This window comes from Enterococcus sp. FSL R5-0957, assembly GCF_038008005.1.
GTDB lineage: Bacteria > Bacillota > Bacilli > Lactobacillales > Enterococcaceae > Enterococcus_B > Enterococcus_B faecium.
Map to the genome: position 1 here is coordinate 590,537 of NZ_JBBOYG010000001.1, position 18,549 is coordinate 609,085.

The following is an 18,549-nucleotide window of genomic DNA, read 5'->3' on the forward strand; positions in this document are numbered from 1 at the left end:
AACAAGCTAATTTTAAGAGATTCTTATTAGAAGACGTTTAGGAATATAACTAAGAAAATGATTATACAGGTAATTGTCATTTCAATAATGTTTTCTAATTTTCGCGTCTTTGTTTTAAGAAAAAGGCCAGAATCAGTTGAAAAAAAGTTGGTACGATAGTGAAGAGGGGCAAAATTTCCTACTAATATTCCCACTAACAAGAGATAAAATGGCCAGTTTGGTGTGATTCCTCTATAAAAAATGCCCATGCTACCGAAATCCCATAGATTAACAACTGAACAATTTTTACAATGAAAAAATTTTTTTGCCATTACTCAAAGTCTCTTCCTCCTTGTATCGTTTATTTGTTTCATTTTATCATTATGATAGGCGCTTGAACAATCCATTTTGTATTTTATTGAGTACTCTTGGATAAACTACCAGCGATTATCATATTTATTTATGTTACTGTAAGCCATCATATAAAAGTAAATGAGCAGATCATAGAAATATAAAAAAGAACTAAAATTGATCTAAATTATGTGCAGCTTGACTACGTACCAATCTATATTACTTACTAGATTGGTCGTTAATCTATTCGGATCGAATGAGCAAAATATTTTTGTGAATGTCCATCCTTGATTATGATTCCAAAAAGAATCATTGGGAGGCTGTGGCGTAAATATTATACTATAAGCCAGAAATACCTATCATTCTGAACTTTTTTATTTAGGAACTTTCATCTCAAGGCTTTTTCAATTAATTTGTACCCCTGTTTTTTGGATAAGATCATGTGCATTGATTTTTTCTATCTCCACGTTCATCTCCTACTTAATGCCTATCTGGCTCCTGAGGGCTTCTTTTTAAGGCATCGTCATAGTCTTTGCTGAGAATTTCTTGGTAATCTGAGGGAATGGCTTCCCAAGTGAGCAGGCGAACGTTCATGACGTGTTTTCCTTTGTGTTTGATTACAGCATGGTTTTTCTCTTTTTCTACCTCTCCAGCGTGAAAAGACAGCCATGTACCATGGCCAAAGATATCATTACATACCCAATGTTCGATGGAATTGTCCACGTATCCTACAGGGAGTGTGGTATAGCCGATTTGTGGTTTCAAAAAAGGATTGAATCGATCAATCGTTTCATTTTTGTATTGATAATTGATAAGAAAAAGATAGACCAAACAAAAGACGAGCAGAAAGAAAGATAGTGTCTTTTTGAGTGAGAAGGGTTGTTTTGATGAATAAGATTTCTTGATAACAAGAGGTTCGTCTGGCAATGTTGGTTCTATTGATTCGGTAGCTGATTCAATAGAAGGAAAATCAATCGGCAGACCTAAAGTCTGATGTAAAAGTGACAGCATTTCAAGGTCTGGCATTGTACGAGAATTTTCCCAACTAGAAATCGTTTTATCGGAAACACCAATTTTTTCGCCTAATTCTTTTTGCGTAAGCTTACAATTTCTGCGGTAAGTTCGTATTTTTTCTCCGATGTTCATCTTCTTCTCCTTTCGATTCTACAGTATATAGATTTATTCTACATGACCTATACACTTGATAGATACGTTTTTTTGATGAAAAACGGTATGATTTTATCAAAGAATCATTTAAGTAAGGGAGAGTGGTGATAATCAAAAAAAAGTTCACAGTTTTACTCACAATCATAGTGACCGGTATCATGAGTGGTTTTGCCTTGGTTAGTATAAATAAACAGGTACTCTATCGGACAAATGAATTTTTCCATCAAACAGATACTTATACTCCGATTCGATTGCCACAACATTTTATTGGGCAAGAAGAATATGAGCAGCTAATCATGGTATTTGAAAATGTCTCATCAGAAACTGAGCTTTCTTATATGAAAAAAACAGTAAATGAATCCAATGAAGTAGATACATCTTGGAACTTCAAGATACAGCCAAAGCTTGAAATGACATTGTATTATCAAGGGGATGTCAAATCTTCTCACGAGAAGGTACCTATTCTAATACCTCCTTTCGCGTAACGTCCATTGAAGAATCGATCAAAATAAAAGATTTTGAAGGTGAATTTTTCTTGATGACGAGAGAAAAAGAAGCCTATGAACGGTTCATTTCACTATTTGTGGAACGATTCAATCAAGCATTTCACACTGATTATGCCACTAATATTTTTGAAGACTTTGAAAATAGCTATTCGTATTCGGTTATTTCAAGTACAGACGTATATAATTATCGAGTGTATTTAACTATTGGATTGATTCTTTTATTCCTTTTGTTATCATCCTTTTTCTTATTGATGAATAAAGAAATCAGTTTATTGTTGAATAATGGCTTTTCATTACATCAAGTATTGTGGTGTTTATTGGGGAAAAAGAAAATCATTATTACATTCATAATTGCAGGAATCATTGGTGGTTTTATTTTTATGTATTATAAGGAGCAATTTCTTTATTTGTTCCAGATGTACGTTTTCTTGTTCAGCGGAATATATGGTATCTCTCTGATTTCTCTTCTATTAGTTGAAAAAATCGTTTCATTAAGAGAAGCGTTCAACTATATCCAATACATTCTTTTTACATTTTGGTTGTTATTTTCTCTTATTTTGACCGTTGCCAATGTCGAATTAGCAACTATCGTTTTTTCTTCTTCACAGTTAGCTGTTTCCCATGAACCGCCAAAAGAAATTGCTGGTGAAGACTATCATGTGTTTTATCCAGTAACCATCGGGAAAAACCATGTGGATTTTATTTATTCCAATCGTTTTGCATCAGCAGCAGATCAGGAATTATATGAAACTTTGAATAAAAACGGAAGTATATTAGTCAATGTATCAGATTACTTGAATGAAGAAAACGAACAGTTCGGCAGAGGGATAAAAATAAATCCGAATTATCTTAAGAAATTTCCTTTGGCTGATGACCATGGAAACTTGATCCAAGTAACCGAAGAAGAAGCGCACCCTGTTATATTGATTCCTGAACGATATAGACATACAGGTTTAAAAAATAATCTAGAAAAAATAACGGAATATTATCAAGAAATCAGTGAAAAAGAACCAAAATTTCTATTTACGCCGATTGTAAAATTAAGCTAGACAACTAAAAAAGCCATTTGTGCTACACTCAAAATAGTTCTGACCAAAGAATTATAAGGAGTGAGTACAAATGACCTATACCCATCTTACAACGGATGAACTTGTAATGATAGAGTCTTATTTCAAAATAAATCAATCTGTTGCGAAAACTGCGCATTGCTTGAATCGTTCAAGACAAACGATCCATAAAGTATACCTATTCTTCAAGCAAGGAAAATCAGCCTTAGAATACTATCAACAGTATAAGAAAAACAAATCAAACTGTGGTAGACGCCCGCTTGTTTTACCCGAGGAACAATCAGAATATATTCAAAGAAAGGTTGTTCAAGGATGGACACCCGATGTGATTGTTGGTCGTGCAGCGTTTCCTATTCGTTGTTCTGCTCGTACCATTTATCGTATGTTCAAAAAGGGGCTATTTAATCCTTCTGACTTACCGATGAAAGGCAAGCGTAAACCGAATGGACATCAAGAAAGGCGTGGAAAACAAGCTTTCCGCCGCTCTATTCATGAACGTGAAAAAGATTATAGCCAATTCTCAAATGAGTTTGGTCACCTTGAAGGTGACACTATCGTAGGTCTGAAACATAAAAGTGCTGTAATTACCTTAGTTGAACGATTATCAAAAGTTATCATTACATTGAAACCGTGTGGTAGACAAGCGATTGATATTGAAAAAAAATTAAATCATTGGTTTGAATCTGTACCGAAAAATCTATTCAAATCCATCACTTTTGATTGTGGAAAGGAATTTTCAAATTGGAAACAAATCAGTAATGCCAATGATATTGCCATTTATTTCGCTGATCCAGGAACACCGTCTCAAAGAGGCCTAAACGAGAATTCTAACGGATTGTTACGTAGAGATGGTTTATTGAAATCTATGGATTTCAATTCAGTAGATGAATCTTTTATTCAATCTGTCACATCTAAACGAAATAATATTCCTAGAAAATCACTGGATTATCGAACACCTTTGGAAGTATTTTTGAGTTACGTAAGTATTGATGATTTGTCTAACTTAATTTGACAATTAAGATTATAAAAAACAATCAACCCATTTATACATTTATTCCTTCTATCTCATGGATTGAACATTACCCGCTTGTGGAAGTACTGACATTGAAAAACAGTACTTATTGGGAAAGGAATATTCTCAGTGGAGAAATCTATCCGCCGTTAAAGATCAAGATAGGCTCTTTGTCGAAAGAAATGCTATTTGAATTGATTGAGGAAAGCCAGTTACGTGATAACTTGCAGTTATCATTTCCGTATACTCAAACAGAAGAGGCAGCTGTCAAGGTATTAAGCAGGTCATTTCATTATTTGATACAGGTATGTTTCCTCACTTTCTTTTCTTTTTTCTTATTGAGCTACGTCATGTTACGCATATATTTTGTCTACAATTGCCGGAAAATCTCTATCTTTCGTTTAAGTGGTTATTCGCTCTTCGAAACATATAAAGATTTCTTCATAATGAACCTCATCAAATGGGGAATGACAAGTGTAATCTTCCTTTTCCCTATAGAAAGAGAGCCTGAGTATCTTTTTAATATTTTTTTCTTTAGTTTCATTGATTTTATTCTTTCAGTTATTTTTATTTTGTCTACAGAAAAGAAAAGTCAGTTATTGTTGATGAATGGAGGTTAACAGTTGGAACCGTTGATAGCGATAAAAAGTGCAAAAAAAATCATTCGAAACAAAACCATTCTTCATTTGGACCATTTTACTGCGGATGCTGGGGATTTTGTGACTGTAGTTGGAGAGAGCGGAGCAGGGAAAAGTACTTTATTGAATATATTAGGATTGAATGATCAATTCAGTTCAGGGCAATTTTATTTATTTAATCAAGAAACAAAACATTTAACTGGAAGAGAGAAGCGCTTGATAAAAAGAAATGCCCTCTCTTTTCTTTTTCAAGACTTCGGATTGATTGAATATGAAACGATCAATTTTAATTTAGACATTGGCTTGAAGTTTTCGAATTTAAATGCTTCGGATAAACGAATAGTAAAGTATGAAGCATTGAAAAAAGTAAATATAGACAAGAAGCTAAGTACGCCTGTTTATACATTATCTGGTGGTGAGAAGCAAAGAATCGCCTGTGCGAGAGTCTTATTGAAGAATAGCAAAATCATTTTAGCCGATGAACCGACTGGGTCATTGGATAAAAGAAATAAGGATAAAGTAGTTGAAATTTTATCGCAACAGGCTTCCCAAGGTACGTTAGTTATCGTGGTCACGCATGATCCATATCTGACCAAAATAGGAAACAAGAAGATCATGCTTTAGAAAACAAATGAAAAATCAATTTTTTTCAATAAAAACAACAAAAAAATGTCTGGAAAATCGAACATAAAAGTGTCTGATTTGAATATCACAGCAGCGGAAGAAGAAAAACAAAATCGATAACATTTGTTCTAAGAATTAGTTACGTTAAATACGGAACGCAAGATAGACTTGAAAAACGGTAACAAAAGAAGTAGTATATTAAGGTGTGATGTGCTACTTGACATTTATTCTGCTGAGCGAACTTTCTGGATTGTGTAGCCTTATATCTATTCAGGACGTATCGAGCAGATTAGTAAAGGTGTTCTTGATGATTTTCATCTTGAACACCTTTGTTTTTAGCAATTCGCAAAAAACGAAAAGTAGGAGAATTGATAAATGAAAAAAAGATTTTTAGCACTTGCCATCGTACTAGGCACTGGCTTATTGTCAGGCTGTACGAATGCCGGTGAAAAAACAGCCGTTAGTTATAAAGGCGGTACAATCAGCGAACAAGAAGTAATGGATAGCTTGAAAAAAATGCAAGGAGCAGATTCCGCTGTGCAACAGTTGATCGTTTATCAAGTATTTGAAAATAAATATGGAGATGACGTATCAACCAAAGAAATCGATTCCCAATATGATCAAACAAAGAAACAATTGGGTGATTCATTTGATTCACAATTGAAATCTGCAGGTTACACAGAACAAACATTCAAAGACAGTATCAAACAAAGTCTAGCCTTTCAAGAAGGTCTAAAGAAACATATCAAATTGACCGATGAAGATTTAAAAACGGCTTGGGAATCTTTCCATCCAGAAGTGGAAGCTCAAATTATCCAAGTAGCAAGTGAAGATGATGCAAAAGATGTGAAGAAAGCTGCTGATAAGGGAGACGATTTCTCTAAATTAGCCAAAGACAAGTCAACTGATACTACGACAAAAGAAGATGGCGGAAAAGTGAAATTTGATTCCACTACTACAACGGTTCCGGCAGAAGTCAAAGAAGCAGCCTTTAAGTTGAAAGATGGTCAAGTTTCTGATGTGATCACTTCTACCAATGCTTCAACTTATACTACGGAATATTATGTGGTTAAAATGGTGAAAAACCAAAACAAAGGCAACGACATGGATAAATACAAAAAAGAATTGAAAGAAATTGCAACAGACACAAAATTAAGTGACAGTACCTTCCAGAATAAAGTAATTGGCGAAGTATTGAAAGACGCTAATGTAAAAATCAAAGACAAAGACTTTGAAAATGTTTTGAGTACATTCACTTCAGATTCTAGTACAGCAAGTAGTAAATAAGCGGAATAAATAAAAAATATGAACTATTTAAATCAATAAAACTGTTCATCTAAATCTTTTTATTAGAACTAAATCAACAGTAGTTTAATTACTACTTGATTTAGTTCTTTTTATTTTAAAAATTTTTTTTACTTAGAATCCAGCGACCCTAGATATTTTTCTGTATAATCTTAAATAAAGAAAACAATATCAAAAAATGCACGTAGAAGTAGATAAATGGAGTGGTTTTGCAAATTTCTTTTATTTCTAGAAGTTATTCACGTATACGGATTTGTTTTTCTCACAAATAAAAAGGCAGGAAGTACAATGGATCATTTGTATATAAAATATATTCATCAATTTTCCGTTTTGGTGTTAGGCACACTAATTATAGCGGGGATTGTCGCATTTATTATTCAAGGTCATGACATATTAACAGTACATCAAGAGTTTTTCAGTTATGCATTTGGTATTCCTCTGATCGCTATAAGGTCTGATAACAAAAAGTGGAAGAAACGCTATTACATTCTCTTGCTATTTTTGTGTTTTTATCTGCCACCTAAGATTTTTACTTTATTAGGTATACAATGCCTATCATTTTCTTTTATTTCCTATATCATTGTTTTAATTTTCCTCAGTTTCATAGTATGGGTGTTTTATCTTGTCAAAAAATAAATGAATGTTTCATGAACAGTACTTCATCACAGCCTAATTTTTTTCTTTATGCTATCGTTATATTAAAGAAATCAATCAGAAGGGAAAGAAAGTGATGAAAAAAGTTTTATTAGTGGTAAACCCCAGTTCAGGCGGTGAACAAGCAAAGGAATTTGAGCAATTAGCGATAGCAAAATTGGAATCGGTGTTTGATGAAGTGGTCGTCTTGTATACAAAAAAAGCAGGGGATGCAAAAAACTTTACTCGCGAAGCGGCTACGGAAGGGTATCATAGTGTGTTTGTCATGGGCGGAGATGGAACAGTCAACGAAGGAATCAGTGGAATCGCTGAACAAGAACATCGGCCAAATTTCGGATTTTTCCCATTGGGTACGGTGAATGACTTGGCTCGAGCATTAGGGATACCGCTAGAATCTGGGGAAGCGATCAATCATTTTTCGATTGAATCAGTCAAGCCATTGGATATTGGAAAAATAAATGACGACTATTTTATGAATGTCGTCGCAATTGGCTCTATCCCTGAAGCAATCAATGATGTAGATGCGGAGAAGAAGACGAAATTCGGAAAACTAGCTTATTTCATGTCAGGAATCAAACAGTTAGCTTCCACACAATCCTACTCGTTTCACTTAGAAGTTGATGGAAAGAAGGAAGAAATTGAGAGCAGTATCTTGCTGATAGGACTAACTAACTCAGTCGGCGGTTTTGAAACATTACTTCCAAATGCAAAAGTGGATGATGGTAAGCTCCATTTGGTTTATTTAAAAGATTCTTCTTTGATCGATACGCTTAAAACATTGCCAGACCTATTAAAAGGAGTAGATGAATCTACGAAAAATCTAGCCTATCTTACTTGTGAGCAATTAGTTGTGTCATTAGCTGATGAGGAAGAATTGACGACGAATGTTGATGGAGATGAAGGGGATAAATTACCTGTGACAATCAAAGTGTTACCCTCACATTTACAGGTTTATTGTTAAAATGGAGGTTGTGACCGAAGAGTTGTCAGGAGAACATCGGTTGTTCGGAATAAGGGACTGTGACAAGACTTTTGTCACAGCCTTTTTTTGTACAAAAAAGAAATTTTCACCTAACAGAAAAATTTGCCATAAAAATACATATTTTAAATATGAAAGTACAATTACAAATAAATTAAAACGTTAAAATAAAATTGTCAAAACGTCAGAGAGGATGGTGGAGAATGAATCAATATGTAAAAAAGCTGATTGCGTCGATTTTGTTTGTCTTCCCTCTCTTGATGGTGACATCCGTTTTTGCCGATGTAGAGAAAACAAGCGAATCAACGCAATCAGAGAATCAAAGTTTTGACAAGACTACTTTTTCAGAAGAATCAATTACTTCTGAAACTACAGAATCCCAAAGTGAGGCGCCTACTTCTAATACAAGGCAAGAAGAAAATAAGACAAGTGAGACCTCAGAAGTAGCTGAACAAACGTCTGATAGCAGTGAAGAGGTACAGGTTAGAGTTGTTTCAGCGGATGGGTACAGCGAAGCTGCCACAACAGAAGAACTGACGCAGCTTCTCGCAGACGAATCAGTAGCTAAGATTCGTTTAACTCAGCCTTTGACTTTAGACAGGGAATTGGAGATCAAGCGAGATATCGTTATCGATTTTGGCGGACTTGCTCATAATTTCGGCACACATCACATCTATATCAATGAGACACCTCAGTCGATCGAGTTTCAGAATTTTAAAGGAACGGCAGCTCATCCAGGTGGGTTGATACCAAATATCGATGGAAATGCCATTATCATTGCTTATATGTCCGATTTTTGGGGAAACAGATATCATTTTACGGGAGAAATAAAATTTACCGGGACACTTGACTTATATGATGGTTCTAAATTAGGCCTGATTTACGCCCCTCGTGCAACTGTCACATTAGATGGTGTTTCCGGTGTATTGGATGTCCAACCAGTGAAAGAAGGGATGAATGCCGATCCGGGTAAAGCTTATTTTTGTAGAAGCTATCAGCTAAATGTAATCAATGGTAGTCAGCTTTATGGACCATATCTAGGAAAATTCTATGGTTTTCTAGATTCAGGTGATGAGACGGGCAGTGGAAAAACAGCACCAGGACTCCATATCTTGAGTGGTTCAAAGGTCTCTCTTGACTATGATCGGGCAGATGGCGTCAGCGATGAAGGAGAGGCTGTCGATACGCTACCCGGGAATGTCACATTTGAAGTCAGTGGCTCAGGAAGTGAATTTTCGGTAAATACAAAGATCAATATTACCAACGACAACAATCGCGGAATTATCCAAATGAGAGGCTCAGGATCAAGAGTCGCTGTGTCGAATGATGGGAAAATCACAATCAATACAGCGACTACTGGCGGATTTCGCCTGCAAGGAGATTCTAGTCAAATCCATGTATCAAGTGGTGGACAAATCTCGGTCAAAATGGCTGGAGATAGCGACCAACCTGGAAACAATGGGATGCGTTTTGTAGGGAAAGGACTTTCTTTGATCGTAGAAGGAGCCGGATCAGTCATCGATATTGATAAGCAAAGTGGTCGTTCTAGCGCAGTTCGTTTTGAGAACGGTACGCAAAAACTAACAGTAACTAATGGAGGCTCATTGAAGGTAAGAAATGCAGGGGATGGCAAATCTTATGTGAACAGACTCAATCAAGGAAACCAAGCGATCCAATTTTATGACGCTTCTGGTTTTCTAGAAAGTCCAGGGTCAGCTGATTTTACGGTTACTGGAGAAAAATCAAATATCGATATACGCGCAGATTCCGGAGCTACCGTAGATACAACTGGAGATATTGATTTGAACTTTATGGCTGGCGAAAAAACTTATTTAGTCATGGTCGGGAAAACTGGGGAAGATAAGACTGGCATCATCAGTGGGGATGTGTTGAATGTAGACTTAGAATCTCCTACCTATTTCGATTTCCAAAACAAACGGATCGGAAGCGAGACTAATGGCATAGGTGGCTGGGTATTTCAAGGAAATGGCGATTCTTCTTTGAAGATCGCTCATTCAGAAATTGCTTTATGGCGAAAGGCAGGAGCAACGTTCGATAACTTTGAAAAAGATCCGGATTATTTTTCTGATATGACAGACTTATCGATCAATGGAACCGACTTAGGTAATTTTGTATCAAGCCCTAGTGCAGGTTTAACAAATGAATTTGCTCAGACAGGTGCCGGAATGAAAAATTATAATCGAATCAGTGCCAATAACCAGCTTCCGATGATTGAATCCTTAAGAGTACCAACGAATGCAGATAAAAAAATCTATGGGCATGTCGTTGTTCCCGAAGGTGTCGAGGCAAAGCCAAGAGATGCTTGGACAGGCGAAGTAGAAGTGACTTTACGTATTACTTATGCAGATACGACGAAATCACCTGTAGAAATTACTGCTCTCACACAAGGACAAACAGATGAAAATGAAGGGGCAGGATATAATCCGTGGGGAGAAGGCGAACAAGGCGGTTTGTTTGAAGTTCAAGTACCCAACGAAGAAAGACTAACAACGGGGGATCAAGTGCAAGTAGTTGCTGCTAAAAAAGTAAGAGGCGGCCAAGAAGTGACAGAACTGGACTCTGCCAAAACGACAGTCGATGTGATTCCTCCTGAACCTGCTAAATTAAGTACCACATTGATCAATGCAGCTTCTCGCACGATCACAGGTACAGGTGAAGCAGGAGCTTTGGTTTCATTGAAAAAAAATCAAGCTGTTTTGTCCGAAACAACTATTGATGATACAGGGAAATTTGTTCTTTCTATCCCAGAAAATCAACTTTTTGCAGGAGATGTATTAGAAATTGTATTAAACGACCAAGCAGGAGAAGCTGCTGCTAAGGGTGTGCAGAACAAGCCAAGTACCAACGATGAAATTGGGAATCACAATCCAAGTGATACGCCAGTTGTTTATCATGATGCCCCGCCTTTTGCACCTGCTACGAAGATCGTAGTAGAAGGTGGTCTCTCATTTCTTGCCCCTTCCAAACTCGATTTTGGTCAGATCAAAGCAACTGGGTTGACGCAAGAAGCATTTGGCCAAATGGATGGGCAGGAAAAATTATGGATTTATGATCAGCGAGAAACAAAAAGTCCATGGATCTTAACGATAAAATTATCTCAGCCTTTCACAAACGATGCAGGATTTTCTATGCAGGATGTCCTATATTTCAAGAAAGCTGAGGAGTATCAATTAGTGAATGAAGAAGAACTGGAAATTGTCAGAGGACAAAATTCAACGAATGTGCAAGCAGATTATTCAGAATATTTAAATAACGGTCGGGCGTTTAAACTTGTCTTAACCAAAGAAAATCAGATAGCTGGTAATTACTCAGCAGAGATGACATGGACATTAGCAGATGCGCCGACAGAATAAAGATCAAGGAGGATGATTGATGAATCGAATATGGAATAAAAGTCATCGAAACAACTGCTCTTTACTTCTGATCCTTCTCCTTGGATTCATCCTTTGGCAGACACCTGTCCATGCCTCCGAATTCAATTTTGCGGTAGATTTTGAATTACCGGCTAATCAGATTGATAAGAACAAAACATATATAAATGTAAGGATGGAGCCTGGGAAAACACAGGAAATCCCCTACACGGTCTTTAACCGAACAGATAAATCAGTAATAGTTGAGACATTGATCCACTCCGCTACGACGAATTCAAACGGTGTGATCGAATATGGAGAATCAAAAAGTAAATTAGATGAAACATTAAGTTATGATATGAAAAACTTAGCAAAAACAGTGGGAGAAATAACTGTTCCTCCTCAAAGTGCGGTCACTGAGACACTTTCACTGAAAGCGCCAGAAAAAGAGCTGGCTGGTGTGGTCGCAGGAGGGATCACGTTTCAAGAAAAAAAAGAGAACGTTTCTAACAAAAGTACAGTTGGTGTCGTCAATCAGTTTTCTCAAGTGAAAGCAATCTTGATTCGAAATAGCGAAAAAGAGTCTTCCCCAGATTTGAAATTAAAAAAAGCTTATGCGGATCAAAGCGATGGAAGAAATGTGATTAAGGTGAATTTTCAAAATCCAAATGCTTCTTATATGTTCGGCTTGACTACATCGGTTGAAATCTACAAAAAAGAATCAAAAGAACCTTACCTTTCAATAAAAAAAGAAAAAATAAATGTAGCACCCAATACAAATTTTGATTTACTTGTCCCATTAGAAGGAAAAAAATTAGCTCCGGGACATTATCAAGCGGTTGTGAAGGGTGCTTGGAAAGAAAAACGCTGGAATCTCTATACCGATTTTGAAATAACTGATGATGCAGCGGACCAATTGAATGAAAAGGATATTGATTTAAAAAATCAGCCAGAAACATTTGACTGGCGATGGCTGATATTTGTTGGAGTCATTCTTATTGGCTTATTTGCTGGATTATTTATTTTAAAAGAAAGAAGGAAAAAGAAATGAAAAAAACAATTGCATTAAGTACCGTTCTAGCTGGAAGTCTATTATTATGTACACAAAGTGTTTTTGCTGAGAATAAGTGCTCAGCCACTACAGAAGGAACGATTTCTGTAACAAAACCAGATGCCGCAAATCCTGAAGACGTTGTTCCAGTTCCTCCAGTTGATCCAAATGATCCCGATACGCCGTTTACACCTGACGAACCAAATCAGGGAACATCCGGATTACTGACGATTGACCAAGCTCCAGATCTTGATTTTGGAACAATCAAGTTAGGTACAGCAAAAACAGTATATGCTGCATTACAAAACGGAACGGACAGTACAGGGACAGCAACACAAGTACAGAATTTCGTACAAGTAACGGATAAAAGCGGAAATTATGCCGGTTGGAAACTATCAGTCAAACGAACAGAATTTATTGGTACAACATCTGATACGAATAAACTAACTGGTTCAAAGGTGAAATTCAAAAACGCCGTGATTCGAAATAGCGCAACTAATAGCAGTGGAACGCCATCTACTATTTCTGGTACTGGCGCTGAAGGAATTGAGATCCCAGCGGATCAGGCAGTAGATCTAGTAACTGCAGGAGCAAATGAAGGGATTGGCACATGGATTTATTCATTAGGAGAGAATGTGAAACAAGGGAGACAATCAGTGGAATTATTTGTTCCTGTATCCAATTATGCCGTAGACAACTACGTTTCAACATTCACATGGTCGTTAACAGATGCTCCTACAGAAGGGAAAGCGTAAAATCAAATCAATGACTTCAGGGAGTGGAGCCGATTCAAGGCCTACTCCCTGAAATCTGCTATGCTTACGTCTCAGCTCTTATTCATCAACTCGAAGCAGTTTTTTGGAAGTCATGGAAACGTTCCTTTGTCTTTTCAAAGATCTTTCGACCAACGAGTAAGGAGTCACCATTGAAAAATTCTAACACATAATGAGCAGAATCAATTTTCTGCAATTGCGATAAGTTGATACAGTAAGATTTTAATAGTAAAAAGTAAGCATACTTTTCCAACTCTGTCTTCAATTGTTTTAAAGAAGTATTCACTAATTTATCTTCTGTAGTTGTTTTGACCATAACTTGGTTTTTCAAACCTTTGATACTTTCAATATATAAAATTTCCCGAGGATACAGGACGAGACTTCCACCTTTTTGATCAATAAAGATTTTATCGACATTTACGATCTGCTGTTCTTTCCAATTGATCTGTTCTAGCACTTGACGAATTTGTTCAGATAAATTCCTGTCTTTTCTGATATATCCAATCGGAAGGATTTTCCGATTGATGATCTCTACTGCAAAATTCGTATAAGCGGTGAAAAAAACAATATTACTATGTGCATTTTTTTTACGTATTTGTTCGGCGACATCAATACCTGTGAGTGATTGCTTCAAGTCGATATCGATAAAGAAAACATCGTGATTATCAATAGTGCCCAACTGGATCAACTGATTGATTTGAGAGACAGAAGTGAGCTGCACGATATTCTCGATATGATGATTGACCAATTCTTTGATGATCCATTCGCTGTGAAACTGGTTATCTTCTATGATAAAATACTTTTTCATATGCAGGCTCCTATTAAAAAAATATGTGTACATTTTGAAACAAAACAATGGAGGAATAAGATGGTCGCAACAGTGACACTTTATTTGACCTTTACTTTGATTTTAGATTTAGGTATCTATTTATTCTTTTCGAAACAACTGCTAGTAAAAAACAGCTTTGGTTGTATAGCTTTGATGGTGGTGACACTTTTACTTCCTATCCCTAAAGTGAGCTTTCCTTACCTAGTTGGCTTATTATTGATGTTTCTTTTTTATTTTACTACGAAAAACCTGTTTATCAGCTGTTTGATCAGTAATCTTTTTTTTGCTATCACTGGACTCAGCTTTTTTCTGGTTTTTGATCTGATGGATTATTTAGGAAAGAGACATCTTGGAACAGCAAGTTTTTTTGCACTACTTATCGCATTTATTTTCTATCTATTAGTAAAAAGTATAGACAAACAGACGAGATTTCTCAACTTGCTTTTTACTTATCCAACTGAACACTATTTTGGAGGTATTTGTATTTTATTAAGCTGGGGCGTGATTTACTTGGTATTGGGAAGTGTTCACTTCCGCTCATCTAATTATCTGCTTCTATCTCTTTTGTCGATAGTCATCAGTTTTTTTTCTTTGTTTTTTTTCATTATGTTGATCAGTTTCCAAGTAAAAGAAAGACAACATCAGGAATCGCTTCAACTGTATCAAATAAATGAAGAATATTACCATCATCTAGAGGAATTCAAACATGATTATAAAAGTCTACTGTTTTCATTAAAAATTACTCTTCAGGAAAATAAAAAAGAAACGTTGGAATTTTTAGAAATATTAGAAGATCATTCTGCAGCTATTTTTGAAAAACCGCAAATACAACAGCTAACAAATATTGTATCCCCAGCTGTCAGGGGTGTCTTTTTAAAATTTCTAGAAAAAGCAGAATCGGAGAAAATCCCGATCCAAGTAGTTATTCCTGTCGAAGTGAAAACAATCCCGATTGATCTGGTTGTTTTTATTCGCTGTTTATCTATTTTTATTTCTAACGCATTCGATCATCGTGTAGCCGATCAGAGTCCGATTACGATCAATCTGCTGGAAGAAAAAGAGGGATCACGTTTTAGTATAGCGAACAAGGCAAATCCAACGAATTTGACGCTATCGGAGATGGTCAAAAGAGGAAAAACCTCTAAAAAAAATGGCGGGTTAGGTCTATACAGTGCGAAAAAAATGCTGGATGTTTACGAAAATGCAGAACTAAAAATCGATTTTTCAAAGCAGAATCACTGTTTCTTTGTAGAAATGTATCTGGCATCTAGAAAGAGCAAATCAGCCTACTGACTTACTGTCAAAGGATAAGCTTGAGGAAAGTCTACACGGAGATAGAGACAACAACACAGCATATTCAAAAGAAACAGAAGCGTGATGACCGTTGTCACCCTTCTGTTTCTTTTGCTATGTAGTTAAACAAAGTAGTTGACACTTCCGCTACTTAGTATTAGTACGAAAGTATACTTCGTGATACTAAGTAGATAAGAAGTGAAAAGCGGAATCCACGATCGTCAAAATGCTAACTGCTTTGCTTACACCAGATAAAGGGAAGAGCAATATCGCTTATTTTAGGCGTGGAGAAGCAAGAAAATCCCTACGATCACACAAAAAATGCTGACCCAGCAGTTAAGAGAGTTAGAACAAGATGGCATTGTCCATCGAAAAGTCTATAACCAAGTCCCGCCTAAAGTAGAGTACTCGCTCACCAAAGAAGGAAAATCATTAAGAGAGATTCTAGTAGCGATGTCTGTTTGGGGAGAAAAACGTATCGAAAAACAAAAAGCCTCAGGGGAAGAAGTCACATTACTGCATACACATGGTGGCTACCTAAATTACTGATTTCTATGACATTTATTTTAAATAAAAGAAAACATGAGTTTTTTTAAAAGCATCATCTATTTTTTATGTAAAAAAATGGTATGATTAATCAAGTAAGAAATGATTGGAAGAAGGCAAGCAAATGAATAGCATGGAAAAAGTCAACCAGTTTAGAGATGAACGTAATTGGCGACAATTTCATAACGAAAAAGATTTGGCTATTTCTATTTCTTTGGAAGCATCTGAATTGTTAGAACTTTTTCAATGGAAAACGCCGGAAGAAGTAAAAGAAACACAATTAGAACGAATCAAAGAAGAACTGGCGGATGTATTGATCTATTCATACATGATGGCAGACAACCTTCAGCTGGATCTAGATGAGATCATTGAAGAAAAATTGATCAAAAATAATTTGAAATATCCTGTAGAAAAAAGCGCAGGTGTACGAAAAAAATACACAGAGTTGTAGAAATGTGTCATTCGGCTGTTGGAAAGAGCAAAAGAAAAACAGTAAAATGAGTCTGGAGGGAGAGAAAATGAAAAAAAAAGGAAAAGCAAAAAGATGGCTAGTCAATATCCTCTTGTTCCTCTTGTTATTAGTAGGACTAGCTTTGATTTTCAATGAACAGATCAAGGATTATCTTGTCAGAGAGACAGGAGATAAATATGCTATAGCGAATGTAACAAAAGAAGATCTGAAAAAGAATAACGATAAAGATGTCAGTTTTGACTTTGATGCGGTAGAACCAATGACGACAGAAGGGGTCATGAGGTCGCAGATGAGAGGAACAGATCTACCAGTGATTGCTAGTATCGCAGTCCCTTCAGTTTCAATCAATTTACCGATTTTCAAAGGCTTGGATAATACGTCACTACTTTACGGAGCAGGAACATTATCTCCAGATCAAGAAATGGGAAAAGGAAATTATGCCTTAGCAAGCCATCGTGCAACGAACCCTGAATTGTTGTTTACACCGCTGGAAAATTTAGAGATGGGTGCCAAGATCTATTTGACAGATTTAGAAAATGTGTATACATACAAAACATTTTTTAAAGAAAAAGTTGCTCCTACAGATACCCAATTACTGAATGAAGTCGAGGGAAAAGAAATCGTCACACTAATTACTTGTGGCGACATGGATGCAGTCACGCGACTAGTTGTACAAGGCGAACTGGAAAGTGTTACACCGATAAAAGATGCGACAGATGATATGAGAACTGCTTTCAATCTAGAGACAAAAACGTTTTAGGATACTGGGACATAAGTCGTTACAGATCAAAAACAGCCAAAGGATATGAATCGATAAGGAAAAACCAATTTGCTGAAAAAAAGAGGAACGCAAAGAGGTGCATCTCTGATTTGGTTGTTTTCTAGATAGACTTGTGTTCCAGTTTTTCTATTTTTTATATGAAAAGGCTTGCATAAATAAAAATTCGATGGTATGATGATTTTGAATAAGAAATGGATTGTTACTGTACGGCAGGCAAAACCAGAATTCAGCTAAGAAACAGTAGGCGAATTCTAGGTTTTTTTATTTTTCTTGAGAGGGCGAAGCAAAATGAAAATTGATAAAATTTTGAATAACAACGTCGTCATTTCGAAAAATGGATTCGGGGAAGAAGTCGTTTGTATGGGAAAAGGACTAGCTTTTCAAAAAAAGATTGGGGACGAGATTTCGCCAGAAGCGGTCCAAAAAGAATTTGTTTTAAGAGATTCTTTTGCTAAAAACCAATTCCAACAGCTGATGGCTGATATTCCGGCAGAGGAGATCGAATGGGTCAAGCAAGTAGTAGAACAAGCTGAAGATAAACTAAAAGTTGAATTTTCGCCTAATATTTATCTGACGTTGACCGATCATCTTCATTATGCGATCACACGAGCAAAAGAAAATATCCAACTGCCTAATCCATTATTATTTGAAACAAAAAAATTTTATCCGAAAGAATATCAAGCAGCGAAAGAGGCTCTTTTGTTTGTGAAACAAAAGACTGGTGTGGAACTTTCTGAGGATGAAGCCGGTTTTATTGCCTTTCATTTTGTGAATAGCCAGCAAGGAAACGAAGACATGCAAGTGACGATGACCGCTACCACAATGGTAAGAGATATACTGAGTATCATCAGTAAATTCTTCGGCATCGTGTTCGATGAAGAATCTTTGAATTATCAGCGTATCATTACTCATCTGCAGTTTTTTGCCCAGCGTTATCTCAAAGGGGAAGGATCTGACGAACAAGATGAGTTTCTCTACGCATTAGTTCAAGGAAAATATCCAAAAGCGTTTCATTGTGTCGAACGGATCAATGAGTACCTTCGACAAACGCAAAAACAGGAAATGGGAATAGCAGAGCAGATTTATTTAACGATTCATATTCAAAGAGTAGTAAGTGAGAAAAAAGCATCCAATCATAAGGATTGTTACTG

General features: G+C 36.2%; 13 protein-coding genes and 4 pseudogenes. 15 read left to right on the forward strand and 2 right to left on the reverse strand.

Going from position 1 to position 18,549, the window contains the following annotated elements:
- Positions 1-810: 810 nt before the first annotated feature.
- Positions 811-1,476: a helix-turn-helix domain-containing protein gene (locus MKX69_RS02820; RefSeq protein ID WP_010726082.1), complete on the reverse strand. Its 666-nt coding sequence runs from the start codon at positions 1,474-1,476 to the stop codon at positions 811-813.
- Positions 1,477-1,655: 179 nt separating this feature from the next.
- On the opposite strand from MKX69_RS02820, the pseudogene MKX69_RS02825 reads away from it, so the two are divergent.
- From MKX69_RS02825 to MKX69_RS02870, 10 genes and pseudogenes are all read left to right on the forward strand, one after another.
- Positions 1,656-3,028, forward strand: a pseudogene (locus MKX69_RS02825) (DUF1430 domain-containing protein); the annotation flags it as partial.
- A gap of 94 nt (positions 3,029-3,122) precedes the next feature.
- Positions 3,123-4,082 (forward strand): IS30 family transposase, encoded by a 960-nt coding sequence (locus MKX69_RS02830; protein WP_002330482.1) that lies wholly within the window; start codon positions 3,123-3,125, stop codon positions 4,080-4,082.
- A gap of 11 nt (positions 4,083-4,093) precedes the next feature.
- A pseudogene (locus tag MKX69_RS02835) lies at positions 4,094-4,702 on the forward strand (DUF1430 domain-containing protein); the annotation flags it as partial.
- Between the two features lie 3 nt (positions 4,703-4,705).
- Entirely contained in the window at positions 4,706-5,344 is a 639-nt protein-coding gene (locus MKX69_RS02840; RefSeq protein ID WP_010726080.1) for an ABC transporter ATP-binding protein, read from the forward strand.
- A 375-nt stretch (positions 5,345-5,719) separates the two neighbouring features.
- Positions 5,720-6,631, forward strand: coding sequence for a peptidylprolyl isomerase (locus MKX69_RS02845; protein WP_002376240.1), 912 nt, complete (start codon positions 5,720-5,722; stop codon positions 6,629-6,631).
- A 216-nt stretch (positions 6,632-6,847) separates the two neighbouring features.
- Positions 6,848-7,285 carry a hypothetical protein gene (locus MKX69_RS02850; RefSeq protein WP_002331638.1) on the forward strand — a complete coding sequence of 146 codons (438 nt, stop codon included), beginning with the start codon at positions 6,848-6,850 and terminating at the stop codon, positions 7,283-7,285.
- A 94-nt stretch (positions 7,286-7,379) separates the two neighbouring features.
- On the forward strand, positions 7,380-8,264 hold the full coding sequence (locus tag MKX69_RS02855) for a diacylglycerol/lipid kinase family protein (RefSeq protein ID WP_002376233.1): 885 nt from the start codon (positions 7,380-7,382) through the stop codon (positions 8,262-8,264).
- A gap of 221 nt (positions 8,265-8,485) precedes the next feature.
- On the forward strand, positions 8,486-11,656 hold the full coding sequence (locus MKX69_RS02860) for an Ig-like domain-containing protein (protein ID WP_341008703.1): 3,171 nt from the start codon (positions 8,486-8,488) through the stop codon (positions 11,654-11,656).
- A gap of 19 nt (positions 11,657-11,675) precedes the next feature.
- Positions 11,676-12,704 (forward strand): DUF916 and DUF3324 domain-containing protein, encoded by a 1,029-nt coding sequence (locus MKX69_RS02865; protein ID WP_258430671.1) that lies wholly within the window; start codon positions 11,676-11,678, stop codon positions 12,702-12,704.
- Positions 12,701-13,459 (forward strand): WxL domain-containing protein, encoded by a 759-nt coding sequence (locus tag MKX69_RS02870; RefSeq protein WP_341008709.1) that lies wholly within the window; start codon positions 12,701-12,703, stop codon positions 13,457-13,459. The genes MKX69_RS02865 and MKX69_RS02870 overlap by 4 nt, the downstream gene beginning before the upstream one ends.
- A gap of 85 nt (positions 13,460-13,544) precedes the next feature.
- On the opposite strand, the gene MKX69_RS02875 is transcribed toward MKX69_RS02870, so the two are convergent.
- Entirely contained in the window at positions 13,545-14,285 is a 741-nt protein-coding gene (locus MKX69_RS02875) for a LytR/AlgR family response regulator transcription factor (RefSeq protein WP_002291154.1), read from the reverse strand.
- Positions 14,286-14,345: 60 nt separating this feature from the next.
- Between MKX69_RS02875 and MKX69_RS02880 the strand changes: the two genes are divergently transcribed.
- From MKX69_RS02880 to licT, 5 genes and pseudogenes are all read left to right on the forward strand, one after another.
- Complete coding sequence (locus MKX69_RS02880; RefSeq protein WP_341008712.1) at positions 14,346-15,599, forward strand: GHKL domain-containing protein; 1,254 nt, start codon at positions 14,346-14,348, stop codon at positions 15,597-15,599.
- A 294-nt stretch (positions 15,600-15,893) separates the two neighbouring features.
- Positions 15,894-16,148, forward strand: a pseudogene (locus MKX69_RS02885) (winged helix-turn-helix transcriptional regulator); the annotation flags it as partial.
- A 121-nt stretch (positions 16,149-16,269) separates the two neighbouring features.
- Complete coding sequence (locus tag MKX69_RS02890) at positions 16,270-16,596, forward strand: nucleotide pyrophosphohydrolase (RefSeq protein WP_002291148.1); 327 nt, start codon at positions 16,270-16,272, stop codon at positions 16,594-16,596.
- 67 nt (positions 16,597-16,663) lie between these two features.
- Entirely contained in the window at positions 16,664-17,377 is a 714-nt protein-coding gene (locus MKX69_RS02895; protein WP_002317959.1) for a class A sortase, read from the forward strand.
- 309 nt (positions 17,378-17,686) lie between these two features.
- Positions 17,687-18,526 (forward strand): annotated as a pseudogene (gene licT, locus MKX69_RS02900) (BglG family transcription antiterminator LicT); the annotation flags it as partial.
- Positions 18,527-18,549: the final 23 nt, after the last annotated feature.